8 protein-coding genes and 4 pseudogenes are annotated in these 13656 nt (G+C 48.6%); 1 reads left to right on the forward strand and 11 read right to left on the reverse strand.

What is annotated here, in order from left to right:
• Window positions 1-29: 29 nt before the first annotated feature.
• From argF to D368_RS10695, 9 genes and pseudogenes are all read right to left on the reverse strand, one after another.
• Window positions 30-1002: pseudogene (gene argF / locus D368_RS10655) on the reverse strand (ornithine carbamoyltransferase).
• Window positions 990-4084 (reverse strand): annotated as a pseudogene (carB, locus tag D368_RS10660) (carbamoyl-phosphate synthase (glutamine-hydrolyzing) large subunit). Before carB ends, argF begins: the two co-directional pseudogenes overlap by 13 nt.
• Window positions 4077-5135 carry a carbamoyl phosphate synthase small subunit gene (locus D368_RS10665; protein WP_128574786.1) on the reverse strand — a complete coding sequence of 353 codons (1059 nt, stop codon included), beginning with the start codon at window positions 5133-5135 and terminating at the stop codon, window positions 4077-4079. The pseudogene carB and the gene D368_RS10665 overlap by 8 nt, the downstream one beginning before the upstream one ends.
• A 66-nt stretch (window positions 5136-5201) precedes the next feature.
• Entirely contained in the window at window positions 5202-6359 is a 1158-nt protein-coding gene (argD, locus tag D368_RS10670) for an acetylornithine transaminase (protein ID WP_128574787.1), read from the reverse strand.
• A complete protein-coding gene (gene argB / locus D368_RS10675; RefSeq protein ID WP_128574788.1) occupies window positions 6356-7132 on the reverse strand; it encodes an acetylglutamate kinase in 777 nt (258 codons plus the stop codon). Before argB ends, argD begins: the two co-directional genes overlap by 4 nt.
• A gap of 14 nt (window positions 7133-7146) precedes the next feature.
• Window positions 7147-8364, reverse strand: coding sequence for a bifunctional ornithine acetyltransferase/N-acetylglutamate synthase (argJ, locus tag D368_RS10680; protein ID WP_101562889.1), 1218 nt, complete (start codon window positions 8362-8364; stop codon window positions 7147-7149).
• A gap of 22 nt (window positions 8365-8386) precedes the next feature.
• On the reverse strand, window positions 8387-9424 hold the full coding sequence (gene argC, locus D368_RS10685) for an N-acetyl-gamma-glutamyl-phosphate reductase (RefSeq protein ID WP_128574789.1): 1038 nt from the start codon (window positions 9422-9424) through the stop codon (window positions 8387-8389).
• Between the two features lie 166 nt (window positions 9425-9590).
• Complete coding sequence (locus D368_RS10690) at window positions 9591-10133, reverse strand: MFS transporter (RefSeq protein WP_003155082.1); 543 nt, start codon at window positions 10131-10133, stop codon at window positions 9591-9593.
• Window positions 10130-11565 (reverse strand): annotated as a pseudogene (locus D368_RS10695) (FAD-binding oxidoreductase). The gene D368_RS10690 and the pseudogene D368_RS10695 overlap by 4 nt, the downstream one beginning before the upstream one ends.
• A gap of 342 nt (window positions 11566-11907) precedes the next feature.
• On the opposite strand from D368_RS10695, the pseudogene fosB reads away from it, so the two are divergent.
• Window positions 11908-12329: pseudogene (gene fosB, locus D368_RS10700) on the forward strand (metallothiol transferase FosB).
• 108 nt (window positions 12330-12437) lie between these two features.
• Here the strand turns inward: fosB and D368_RS10705 are convergent.
• The gene (locus tag D368_RS10705; RefSeq protein ID WP_003155088.1) at window positions 12438-12746 is read right to left on the reverse strand and encodes a metal-sulfur cluster assembly factor; all 309 of its coding nucleotides are present in this window, start codon (window positions 12744-12746) and stop codon (window positions 12438-12440) included.
• Between the two features lie 62 nt (window positions 12747-12808).
• Window positions 12809-13576: a prolyl oligopeptidase family serine peptidase gene (locus D368_RS10710; protein ID WP_128574790.1), complete on the reverse strand. Its 768-nt coding sequence runs from the start codon at window positions 13574-13576 to the stop codon at window positions 12809-12811.
• Between the last annotated feature and the right edge of the window lie 80 nt (window positions 13577-13656).

The raw sequence follows: 13656 nt of genomic DNA on the forward strand, positions 1-13656 counted from the left end.
GAGAAATATCAAAAACCGCTGAATGAGATTCAGCGGTTTTTTTGTTCATCCTGTTTGTAAAGAAGAGCTTTCAGGAGCGCTTTTTTGCGCGTGAAGCCGGTTTTCCGCCTGCTGGAATACCGCCGAGTTCGGACCGTCGATAATCTCGGACGTGACCTCTTCTTCCCGATGCGCCGGCAGGCAATGCAAAAATGTATAGTCGGGTTTGGCGAGACTGACGAGTGAGGCGTTGACTTGATACGGTGCAAACACATTCAGCCGCTGCTGCGTCTCTTCCTCCTGCCCCATGCTCGTGAAGACGTCAGAGTAAATCACGTCTGCACCCCGCACCGCTTCCTGCGGATTTTCGGTAAGGGTGATTTTCGCTCCGGAAACAGCCGCCGCTTCTCTCGCGGCATTCACCGCCTCTTCCTCTGCTTCATAGCCTTTCGGCGAAGCAACCGCAATGTCACAGCCCATTTTTGCGCAGCCGATCATAAGTGAATGCGCGACATTATTTCCGTCACCAATATAGGCGACTTTTACTCCTTTTAATTTTCCTTTTATTTCTTGTATCGTTAACAGATCCGCGAGTGCCTGACACGGGTGATACCGGTCGGTCAGCCCGTTTATGACGGGAATGTCTGCATGCTCAGCAAGCTCTTCGACTTTTTCATGCTCAAAGGTGCGGATCATAATGGCATCAACGAAGCCGGACAGCACCTTCGCCGTATCCGCGACCGTCTCCCCCCGCCCAAGCTGCAGGTCGCTGCTTGAAAGAAATAGTCCCGTTCCTCCGAGCTGGGCCATTCCCGCTTCAAAAGACACACGTGTGCGGGTTGAAGATTTTTCAAAAATCATCGCCAATGTTTTCCCTTGGAAAATCGGCTGTATCGGATGTTGTTTTAATAATGAAGCTTCTGTCAAAAGCGCATTGATGTCTGACGGGCTGATATCTTTTAATGAAAGAAAATCTTTGCCGTACAAATGGGTTAATGTGTGTTCCGCTTTTATTGTGTGCATGATGCCACTTCCTTTTGATAAAGATCTTTGAGCGATACAGGCTGAGGTTTGCCGGAGCCGCTTGCTAAAAATGCCTTTACGGTTTCCGGTTCAGTAAAGACCGTCACACCGTGCGTCATGGCTTCGATCCGTTGTTTACGCGCTTCTTCAGAGTGATTGAAATTAATATGGACCGCTTTATCCTTTCGCTCTGCCCATGCCGGGAACGCATCTTTGCATACGGTAAATCCCGCCTCTTGAGCCTGACGTTCCAATTCCGCATCACAGCCTTCCAGATAGATGCTGCCTTTTTTCTCCCAGACGTGCGCGTAGATTTTTTTCAGTGCGCTTTCTGCGTCAAACGCGACACACATGCCTTCTCCGGTCGACTTCATTTCCGGCCCGGGCTTTACGTCCACATCCTGAATGGCGTGAGAAGAAAAAACCGGGAATTTCACTGCCGTTCCGTGCTGATTTTGAACCTCGGGCTTGATGTCTTTAAGGGAAGCGCCGGCCAGCAATCTGGCGGCAAGCGGGATCATCGGCACCCCCATCACCTTAGACACGACAGGAACCGTGCGGCTTGCCCGCGGATTCACTTCAAGAACGAGAATATCCCCTTTGTCATCAATGACAAACTGAATGTTCATAATGCCTTTAAAAGCCAGTTTTACCGCGATTTTTTCGGCGGCCTCTTTTATATTCCGCTGCATATCAGGTGTGACAGACGGACCCGGAAGAATCGCAAAACTGTCGCCCGAATGGACGCCGGCCCGTTCAATGTGCTCTGTGTAAGTCGGCACGAATACTTCATGTCCGTCGGAAATCAGATCGATCTCCAATTCTTTTCCTGTAATGTACTGATCAATCAAAATCGGGTACGGCATGCCCGCTTCTTTTTCCAGGAGCTCTGACATTTGCGCTTCTGAATGAACGATGATCATGCCCATCCCCCCGATGACATAAGACGGACGGATCAGCACGGGGTAGCCGATTCGGCTTGCTTTTTCCGTTGCTTCTTCTTTTGAATAAGCCGTTTCGCCTTTGGCATGTTTGAGGCCAAGATCATCAAGCAGCTGATAAAACAGATCCCGATCCTCCAGCGCATCAAGGGTTTCAAAGGATGTTCCGAGCAGCGGAATGCCCGCTTTTTCCAGCGGTTCAGCGGCATTGATCGCGGTCTGTCCCCCAAACTGGACGATGGCAAAATCAATGTTTTCATGTTCCGCCACGTTTAAAATATGTTCTGTCGTCAGCGGTTCAAAGTAAAGCCGGTCGGCGATTTCATAATCCGTGCTTACTGTTTCCGGATTGTTATTGATCATAATCGTTTCATACCCCAGCTTTTGCAGGGTCAGGACGCCGTGGACGGCGCTGTAATCAAATTCCACTCCCTGACCGATGCGGATCGGGCCTGAGCCGATGATGAGAGCGCGTTTTTCTCTTTTCGGCTGACATCTCCGTCGCTTTCCCCAAGGTAGGTGGAGTAGAAATAATTCGTCTTGGCATCAAATTCAGCGGCGCATGTATCTACGATTTTAAACGACGGGACGATGCCTGATTTCTTTCTGAGAGCACGGATGTCTTCTTCCGTTTTTCCCGTGAGAGATGCGATCATGACATCCGTGAAGCCTTTTACCTTCGCCTGCTTTAAAAGCGGGACAGACAGATGATCCCCTTCTTCCATCAGCTTGTTTTCCAATGTGATGATATTTCGGAATACATGGAGAAAAAACGGGTCAATTTTCGTTTTGGCATGGATATCTTCTATCGTTTCACCGCGGCTTAACAGTTCCATGACGACGAAAAATCTCCGGTCATCCGGCGTTACCGCTAATTCCCACAGCTGATTGATCGTACAGCCGCCGAGTTCAGGCAGGCGGGTGCCGATCGTTTTCAGCTCAAGGGAGGCCGCCGCTTTTTGAATGGCCGCTTCCATATTTCTTTCGATCGCCATGACCTCTCCCGTCGCTTTCATCTTTGTTCCGAGCGTGCGGTCGGCATGTTTAAATTTATCAAACGGCCAGCGCGGGAATTTGACGATGACATAATCAAGCGCCGGTTCAAAGCTTGCATAAGTAGAGCCCGTCAGCGGATTTTTCAGTTCGTCGAGCGTATAACCGACGGCAAGTTTCGCCGCCATTTTGGCAATCGGGTAGCCGGTTGCTTTTGACGCGAGGGCCGATGAACGGCTGACACGCGGGTTCACTTCAATGACATAGTACTGTTTGCTGAACGGGTCCAGCGCAAATTGAATGTTGCAGCCGCCGACCACATCCAGCGCCGAAATAATCGCCAGGCTTGCTGAACGCAGCATCTGATATTCTTCATCCGTTAACGTCTGGGACGGTGCGACGACGATAGAGTCTCCTGTATGCACGCCGACGGGATCGATGTTTTCCATATTGCAGACGGTGATGCATGTATGATTGCTGTCGCGCATGACCTCATATTCGATTTCTTTAAATCCGGCGATGCTTTTCTCGACGAGGCATTGGCTGATCGGGCTTGCTAACAGCGCCTGTTTAATAAGCGTCTGAAACGCTTCTTTCGTTTTCGCGATTCCGCCTCCCTTTCCGCCTAACGTGTACGCCGGTCTCAGAATAACCGGAAATCCGATAGACTCAGCGAAGCGGAGGGCGTCTTCTTCGTTATCGACGATTTCGCTTTCCGGAACGGGCTGGTCGAGCTCTTTCATCAGAGCGCGGAACTGCTCCCGGTCTTCGCCTTTTTGAATGGTTTCCACCGATGTTCCTAAGAGCTTGACGTGATGCTTCTTCAGCACGCCTGCTTCTTCAAGCTTAACGGCTAAATTCAATGCCGTCTGGCCGCCCAAATTGGCAAGCAGACCGTCGGGTTTTTCTTTTTCAATAATGGCCTCGATGCTGTCGGTTGTGAGCGGTTCAAAATATATTTCATCGGCAAACGCCTCATCCGTCATAATCGTTGCCGGGTTGTTATTGACTAGAATAACGCGGTATCCTTCTTCTTTCAGAGCCATGCAGCCCTGCGTTCCTGAATAATCAAATTCTGCCGCCTGGCCGATGATGATGGGGCCGGAGCCGATGACTAATATGCTGGAAATGGTTGTATCTTTAGGCATGAGCGATTTCTCTCCTTGCTGGTATCACTTTCTCTAGAAATTCATCAAATATCCACTCGCTCTCAGCCGGTCCGGGGTGAGCTTCAGGGTGGAACTGGACGCTTAATACGGGAAGGCGCTTATGAATGAGCCCTTCCACTGATGTATCATTGACATGATGAAATCTGATCGATAGTTCGTATTCGTCAATTGACGCTTCATCGACGACATAGCTGTGGTTCTGGCTTGTCATAAACACCCGTTTCGTTTTCCGGTCAATGACGGGATGGTTGGCACCCCTGTGGCCGAACGGCAGCTTATACGTATTTCCTCCGAAAGCCAGGGCAATCAGCTGATGCCCGAGGCAAATGCCGAGTGCGGGGAAATCACTGAGTAAAGATGTAATCCGGTTCATGTACGGCGCAATCGCTTTCGGGTCGCCCGGGCCGTTTGAGAGCACAATTCCGTCAGGCTGAATGTCATAAACGGCATCCATCTGCTGATACGGAATGACCGTTACTTTACAGCCGCGCTTTACAAGTGACGAGGCGATTGATTTTTTATAACCGAAATCAATCAGCGCAATATGCCGGTCTCCGTTCCCCATCGAAGTGATGTCTTCAGACTGCGCCAGCTTCGCCGGGTTTTGTGTTCCGGATGCTGCGGGAATTTCTCCTGTTGTTGACACGGCAGCGTTCATCGTGCCGCCGGAGCGGATGGTTTTGACGACGGCCCGTGTGTCCACTTCGGTTAAGAGCGGGATGTTCCATTTATTTAAATACTCTCTCAAGCTTGAGACTGCTTCATGGTGAGAAAAATGTTCACACGCTTCATAGACGGCAACAGCTTTGACTTGAGGAATTTTACTTTCAAGGTCTTTTTCATTAATTCCGTAGTTTCCGATCAGCGGATACGTAAAGACGATGATCTGACCCTTATATGACGGGTCTGTAAGCACTTCCTGATAGCCCGTCATTCCGGTGAAAAAAACAGCTTCGCCAACACAGCGGGCCTCTTTTTCAAGTTCACCGCCGAATGATGTTCCGTCTTCCAATACTAAATAGCCTTTCATCTAAAGCCCACCTCTTGATGAATAATTAATTAAAAAATGAATTTTTATACTTTTATATTGAAAAAATTACCGTTTCACTGCCGAATGCGCTTCGATCGCTGCTTTCAGCATACTGACGGCCGACAGCATTTCTTCTTCAGAAACCGTAAGCGGCGGGAGCAGCCTGATGACATTCGGTCCGGCCGGAAGCACGAGAAGCCCGCGTTCCTGCAGATCTCCGATGATGCCGGACACGGGACCTGCGCATTCAATGCCGATTAATAACCCTTTTCCGCGGATTTCTTTTACAAAAGGCCCTGTCAGTTCACGGTTCAGCTGCGCTTTTAAAAAAGAGCCTTTGTCTGCCGCCGCCTGGAGAAAGTCCGGCTGAAACACAATGTCCAAAGTTGCTTTCACAGCTGCCATGGCGAGCTTATTGCCGCCGAAAGTCGTACCATGCGTACCCGGCGTAAAGGCGTCGCCAAGCTTCTTTTTGCCGATCACGGCTCCGACGGGAAAACCGTTTCCAAGCCCTTTCGCAGCAGTGATAATGTCCGGGGAAATGCCGAAATGCTCATAGCCGAATGCCTTGCCCGTCCGGCCGATTCCGGTTTGAATCTCGTCTGCGATAAGCAGCGCCTGTTTGTCTTTGCAAAATGTCTGTAAGGCTTCGATGAATTCCGGATCGGCGGGATTGACTCCCCCTTCTCCCTGCACCGTCTCAAGCATGACGGCGGCGATATCATCCTCTTTTGAAAGCGTGCTGAATGCCGACGGATCATTGAACGGAAGATAGTGAAAGCCTTGAAGCATCGGTCCGAAACCGGTTTTGATTTTGTCTTGTCCGGTGGCGGCCATCCCCGCATAGGTCCGTCCGTGAAAGGATTGATGGAATGTTACGATTTTTGTCTTTCCCGTTGCTTTACGGGCAAGCTTAATGGCGCCTTCATTCGCTTCGGCCCCGCTGTTGCAGAAGAAAACGAGATCCCCCGCGCTATGTTCGGCAAGCTTTGCCGCGGCTTTTTCCTGAAGATCATTTTTAAACAGATTGGAAACGTGCCATACGCTGTCAAGCTGTTCTTTCACCGCTTCTGTCACCGCATCATGACAATGGCCGAGATTGGAAACGGCGATGCCCTGAATAAAATCGAGATACGTTTTTCCGTTTTCATCCTCTGCGATTGTCCCTTTCGCTTTTTTGATATCGATGGGCCAGCGGCTGTAGGTTTGAAATAGACTGCTCATGACACGCTCTCCTTTTCTTTGACGATTTTTGTTCCTCGGAAGGCTTGATCGGTGAAAAACGCTCCTTTTCCGTTTACGATCATCACTTCCTCGACATCTTCACTCAGTGCCGATAATGCCGAGTTTACCTTCGGAATCATCCCTCCTGAAATCACGCCGTCATCTATGAGGGCCTGAATCTCTTGCGGCGTCAAAGTATCCAGCCTGTTCTCTCCGTCCATAATTCCTTCGACATCCGTGACAAATAAAAGTTTGTCGGCGTGTAAGGCTGAAGCGACGGCCGATGCCGCGGCGTCTGCGTTGACGTTCAGCGTTTCGAAATTACTTGTCATGGAAAGCGGAGCGATAACGGGAATGATGCCTGCTTTCATTAACGCTTGGATGATTGACGGATCGGTTTTTTGTATTTCGCCGACTTCTCCGTATTTGTCTTGATTAAGGTAAGATGCTTGAAGGAGACCGCCGTCCTTTCCTGATATTCCCGCGGCTTTCAGCCCGTTTTTCGCGAGTTCGGTTACGAAAAATTTATTGATCGTCCCTGACAAGACCATTTCCGCTGTTTCCAGCACCGGTTTGGTCGTTTTCCGCTGTCCATCGACAAATTCCGTTTCAATCTGCAATGTTTTCAGCATTCTTGAAATGTCCGGGCCGCCTCCATGCACGACGGCAATGTTCCAGCCCGATTGCATAAGCTCTTTTACATTTTGAAAAAAATCGGCGGATAACTCGCGGATTACGCTTCCGCCGCACTTAAAAACGATGGTTTTCTTCATGCCGCTCCCCTTTGTTATGTGCGATAGCTCGCATTGATTTTGATATAATCATAGGTTAAGTCACATCCCCATGCCCGGCCGCTGCCGGAGCCTTCCTGCAGGCGGACTGCAATCGTAATCTCATCACCTGATAAGTACTCCTTGGCATCAGTTTCCGAAAACGGCTGAGGTTCGTTGTTTTTAAACAGACACTGGCCGCCGAGGAAAACTTCCACTTGTTCGGCCGTTACGCTTGCCGCACTGTGCCCTATTGCGCCGATGATGCGCCCCCAATTGGCGTCTGTGCCGTAAACGGCGGTCTTCACAAGGCTTGAGCCGACGATTTTTTTGGCGATAATATTCGCCTCAAGGTTATTTTTCGCGCCTTCGACTCTGGCTTCAATTAATTTCGTCGCTCCTTCACCGTCTCTGGCAATATCTTTGGCAAGGTCTTCGCATACAAGCTTTAACCCCTTTTTAAATGCCGGCCAGTCAGGGTGCTGCTCCGTCAGGCAATCATTCCCCGCGCAGCCGTTCGCCATCACAAGCACCATGTCATTCGTCGATGTTTCTCCGTCAACGGTGATTTGGTTAAATGAAACATCCGTAATCTCTCTGAGCGCGTTTTTGAGCGACTGTTCTTCCACGGCCGCGTCCGTTGTGACAAAGCCGAGCATTGTCGCCATGTTGGGGTGGATCATGCCGGAGCCTTTCGCCGCTCCGCCGATCGTGATGATGTCTCCGCCGATCACCAGTTCATAACACGTCTGTTTCGTCACTGTATCCGTCGTCAAAATGGCTTCTTCAAATGCTCCGGACACTGACGGCGCTTGACCGAGCTGTTCAATGCCCGCCTGAATTTTTTTCATATCTAAAAGCTCGCCGATCACCCCGGTTGACGAAACCGCAACAAGCTCCGGCTCAATGCCGAGCTGACTCGCGAAGCCGTCCCGCATTTCATAGGCGTCCTTTAATCCTTGGTCTCCCGTACAGGCGTTGGCAATCGCGCTGTTGACGATAACCGCCTGAAGCACGGCCTCATTTTTTAAGCTCTCTTGCGTCACTTTCAAGGGCGCTGCCTGAAAATGGCTCTGCGTATATACCGCCGCACTGACTGCAGGCGCTTCGCTGATAATCGCTCCGAGATCTTTTTTTGAATAGCGCAGGCCGCAGTGCACGCCCTTTGCCTCAAACCCTTTCGGCGAAGATACGCCGCCTTTTATTTTTGTGATTTCCTCACTCAGCTGAATCATATTTTCGAATCCCTCTTTCGTTCTATGGATAGACTGGCGTCATCGTAAGTCCCGTTTCTTCCTGCCAGCCATTCATGATATTTAAATTTTGAACCGCCTGCCCTGCGGCGCCTTTCATCAGATTATCTATGACAGAAACGATGGTGGCACGGTTTGTTCTCTCATCCACGGTGACACTGATATCACAAAAATTGCTGCCGTATACCTCTTTCGTCGCCGGAAATTCACCTTCCGGCCTGATTCTGACAAAATATGAATCTTTGTAGAATTCGGAATACAATTCTCTTACCTGTGCAGCAGACATACCCGGAGGGGCGTCGGTATACATTGTCGCCATAATGCCCCTTGTCATCGGCGCCAAATGAGCGGAAAACGTGATCGGACCTGTACCGGGCTGCCATGCCGCCAATTGCTGTTCAATTTCCGGAGTATGCTGATGCTCATTAACCTTATAAATTTTGAAATTATCATTCAGCTCAGAATAATGAGTGCCCATGGATGCTTTTCGGCCGGCACCGGATACGCCTGTTTTCGCATCAACAATCAGAAATGAATCTTGTAAAAGCTTATTTTTCGCCAGCGGGGCGAGCCCGAGCAGCACAGCCGTCGGAAAACATCCCGGATTGGCAATCAGCTTAGCAGTCTGAATCTCTTCTTTTTGCAGTTCGGCTAAACCGTAAACCGCGCTTTGAATCGTTTCTTTCGGAGCGGCCTTCCGCTTATACCACTTTTCATACACGGCCGGGTTTTGAATCCGCAGATCACCGGATAGATCAATGACCGGGATGCCCGCCTCCGCCAGCCTGGGCGACCACTCTCCGGAAACGCCGGGCGGCGCGGCTATAAACATGACATCAATTTCGTTTCGAATCGTTTCTATATGAAGCGGCTGAAGTGATTGTGACGCTATATTCCTCAAATGCGGATATGAAGCGGCATATTCTTTCCCTTCGTCGCTCGATGAATATAATATACAATATTCTGTATAAGGGTGATGGTTAAGAATCCTGACAAGTTCGGCGCCTCCATAACCAGTTGCGCCTATAACACCTATTTTCAACGGGTTCACCTTCTTGGTTTTTGTGAAATTATTTAACATTATAACATGAATAAAAATTAATTCAATTGTATATTTAATATTTTTTCATTCATTTTCCATCTGTTTTCGCTGACAAAAAACCCCCTCTCGATCGAGGGGGTTTCATAAGAAAAACAGGCTGATCGGATCAGCCTGTTTTTTTCAGCATCATCAGCCCGCTTATAAAAAACAGCACGGAGCTGGCGTAAAAAATAATATAAACCGTAAAGAAATCAGCGAGAAACCCGCCGAGAATAATGGCGGCAGCGGAAAATACGGCCGTCCAGAAATGATAGCTGCCGACTTTTTTCCCCCGCTCCCCGCCGTCAGTGTAATCGGCGATCATGATTTTCTCGCCGTGTTTTTGCATGGCGCCGAAGAGGCCCAAAAGCACCTGCACAACATAAACCTGGTGCACGCCGGTAATATGCGGGAGCGTCAGAAGAAGCACCGCCATCCCCCACGAATTCGCCATCAGGAACCAGCGGGGATCCAGTCTTGCCGACAGCCGGCCGAGCAACGGATGAATCAATGCGCCGCTCAGGCCGAACAAGCCGTATGAGAGACCGAATTGCGTGTAGCTGGAACCGATGTTTTTAATAAATAAAATATAAAACGGAAAGATCAGGCTGCCGGCAAAAAAGACACTGCTCTGAGACAGGATCAGCCATTTTAAATGGTTGTGTTTCATGATTTGTACCTCTGATAAAAATAATTCATAAACAAGTCATCGGGATCATATTTGTGTTTTTTCCGAAAGAACGTATCGCTTTTCGGATATGCCTCGCGCATCTGCTCTTTCGTTTGATACAGCATATACGGCAGATAATAACTGCCGCGGTGGCGCAATGCCGTATCCGTCATTTTTCTGACAATCCGCGCTGTACTCGCCTGGCTGTCTTTTGAAAACCCTTCATTGATTAAAAGAACGAGTGAAAACATGTCTTCCTTTGCGTATGACAGATCGGCTTTTTCATTTTTTGCACGTAGCGGATCGTAATATTTACGAGATTGAGCTCTTCATGTGACAGCGTCTTGCGTAAATCATGAATGTACGGCGCAAATTCGCCGACGGGCACGAAGTATTCTTGAAGCACGTCGGTGTTGTCCGTGTTTTCATATTCCAAAAACTTCGATTCTGACCGCATGACATTGTTCCTGGAGACTTTCACGCCGTTTTGGCTGAGAAAATAAGACTGCTGGGTGGACCAGAACCAATTTCTTCCCCAGTCATACCGGCGGGAGAGGCCGAGCGCGAATTTCGTCAGCGCCGGATGCTCATCTTCTTTCAGTTCATTGTGCCGCTTTAATTCTTTCTGGTTGTCTGAGAGTGTGTAATCAGTCACATACATATCGTGTAAAAAGCCTTTATCCCCTGTTGCGATCCGTGCGAGATGCATGCGCACGGCGGGGTTGCGCTGAACATGCTGCGTAAAATATTGACTGTATGTATCAGCGTTCATGCGTTTCGTTTTCATTTCATAAAGCTCATCATCCGTCAGCTCAATATCCGCGTCAAGGATGACGCCGAACAGGCCGTAGCCGCCGATGACGGCTGAAAACAGGTCATCTTTCGGAGTAACGGTGATGACTTTGCCGTCCGCCTTTAAAAGATGAAACGATTTGACCGTATCAATCAGCGAACCGTACCGGATATCCCGGCCGTGGGCGTTGGCGCTCAGTGAGCCCCCGATCGTAAAAATGTTTTGCGATTGCATGACTTTTACCGCGAGCCCGTACGGATTGACATAGCGCTGAATATCATTCCACGTCGCTCCCGCCTGCACTCTGATGATTTTTTTCTTTCGGTCGAGACCGAGTATTTTGTTGTAGCCCGTCATGTCGAGAACGATACCGTCTTCATAATACGTCTGGCCGCCCATTGAGTGCTGGGCGCCTGCGATTGAGATCTTCAAATGCTTTCTCTTTGCTTCCTTAATCGTTTCGACCAATGTTTCTTTCTCTTTTCCTTTGACCGTCTGCTTAATTTTCACGGGCATGAGACGGCTGACATCCGTCATTGTCCCTGCCTGCCGCTCCGGCTCTTTGTGAAAGGCGGAAACAGCGAACAGCGCCATATAAACAAGAATGCTAAGGATAATGAGAAGTAATTTTTTCTTCATGGGTTCCTCCCTCGCATGCAGCCGGTCTATTATATCATGCCTCACGTCCGTTTTTTCCTTTTTAACCCGATACCGCAAAAACCCCCGAATGGCGGGAAACTCGGGTTTTTTAGTGACTCGCCCTTCTTTCCGCACGCCGGTCTGCAGCGACAAAGCAGACAAAACGGCGCCCGGCAGAATCATGTTTAGTACAGTTCGAAACGGTCATCCGGAAAACACCGGGCATAAAAAATACACAGAAATCCCTAAAAATGATTTTTTAGTCAGTATATAATCGATATATATGCAGATGTATTACCAAAGGGATTGTTTAAAACAAAGATGTTAAATGAGGTGGGGGAAATGAACATAAAAGGGATCAATCATCTTCTTTTTTCTGTTTCAGATTTGGAAAAATCTATAGAATTTTATGAGAAAGTATTTCATGCACAACTCCTGGTTAAAGGACAAAAGACAGCATATTTTGATCTGAACGGGCTTTGGCTTGCACTTAACTTAGAGGCGGATATACCAAGAAATGAAATACATAAATCCTATACGCATACGGCCTTTACAATTGACCCAAAAGATTTTGATGCAATACTTCAAAGGTTAAAAATCTAAATGTAAATATATTAAATGGGCGTCCTAGAGATAAGCAAGATCAAAAGTCAATTTATTTTACTGATCCCGATGGACATAAATTTGAATTCCACACAGGTACACTCCAGGACAGACTGTCCTATTACAAAAAAGATAAACCTCATATGAAATTTTATATATAAGGGTTCGTTTGCAATCCAAAACAAGCCCTCACTGTCGCTTATATGCAGACAAAAGAAAAGCACCTCCAAACTTTAGGATGTACCTAAAATCCGAGGTGCTTTTTCTTATTACTGAATCCCTAATGCGATTTTTGCGTAGCGTGACATTTTGTCTCTTGTCCACGGCGGATTCCAGACGATGTGGACTTCCGTCTCTTTTACATCCGGAATGTCGGCGAGCGCTTTTTTCACCTCGTCGACGATGATCGGAGCGAGCGGGCACCCCATTGATGTCAGTGTCATCGTAACGTGCGTCAGGCCGTCGTCATCCATATCAACGTCGTATACAAGGCCGAGATTGACGATATCGACGCCGAGCTCAGGGTCAACAACCTGCTCCAAGGCGCCCATGATGTTTTCTTTTAATGCTTCTTCCACGTTCCATCACTCCTTTTTCCTCAGTATAACGTAAAAGCGGGTTTTGTTAACACCTTTGTGCTTTATAAATGCTTATCGAACCAGGCGACGGTTTCTAAAACGGCGTATCTCGGGACTTTATGATCAGCCCGTTCGTCTTTCAGAAACTGAAGATGGTCAGGCCGGCTGCTGTAATGAGGTTTAATCGTTTCATAAAAGCCGCGGGTCGGTGCATACGGAACGACTTTGTCTTGAACGCCGTGCCAGAACAGCAGCGGGCGGCTGCGGAGTTTTTCCGGTTCCAGACTGAGATCGAACGGTTTGAGCCGCGCAAACAGTTCATCGACCTGTTCTTTTGTGACGTCAATGTCGATGTCCTGCTTTTGAATGTGGTCAATCTGCTGATGAAAAAATGCCGTATAGTTCGGGCTTCCCATCAGACTGACGCCGGCTTTGACCCAATCATACGCGGCCATCGCGCCGAAGGTCGTAATTCCGCCCATTGACGTCCCCGCAAGACCGATCCGCCCGTCTTCAATCAGACCGCGCGCTTCAAAATCCTTTTTCAGCACGTCAAGCTCCTCGATTTCATTTAAGACAATGTCCCAAAAATGGACGGCGAGCTCTTCTGCTGACAGCTGTTCAGCGCGTTCACCGTGGTAAAGAGCTTCCGGCAGCACGGCTCTGAAACCCTTTTCAGCAAGCAGGTAAGCGAAATGAAGATTATGCTCCTTCGCGCTTGTAAAACCGTGAACAAAGAAAACAAGGGGAGCGGGACGGTCCCGATTTTCTTCTTTTACAATATGTAAAAACGGAATGCCTGATACGGTTTGATGATCAATAAGAATCACGTTGACTCCCTCCTTAGGATAACCATAATCATAAGTGTAACATGTAGACAATAAAGATGGTAAAAAGCTACACTGTACAT

Origin of the sequence: Paenibacillus lentimorbus NRRL B-30488 (assembly GCF_000411595.1) — a bacterium.
GTDB lineage: Bacteria > Bacillota > Bacilli > Bacillales > Bacillaceae > Bacillus > Bacillus velezensis.

Bases quoted from the DNA above. Each gene is read 5' to 3' on its own strand.
- D368_RS10665 (WP_128574786.1), bottom strand. From the start codon at position 5,135: ATGAAAGGCTATTTAGTATTGGAAGACGGAACATCATTCGGCGGTGAA.
- D368_RS10690 (WP_003155082.1), bottom strand. From the start codon at position 10,133: ATGAAACACAACCATTTAAAATGGCTGATCCTGTCTCAGAGCAGTGTC.
- argB (WP_128574788.1), bottom strand. From the start codon at position 7,132: ATGAAGAAAACCATCGTTTTTAAGTGCGGCGGAAGCGTAATCCGCGAG.
- argD (WP_128574787.1), bottom strand. From the start codon at position 6,359: ATGAGCAGTCTATTTCAAACCTACAGCCGCTGGCCCATCGATATCAAA.
- argJ (WP_101562889.1), bottom strand. From the start codon at position 8,364: ATGATTCAGCTGAGTGAGGAAATCACAAAAATAAAAGGCGGCGTATCT.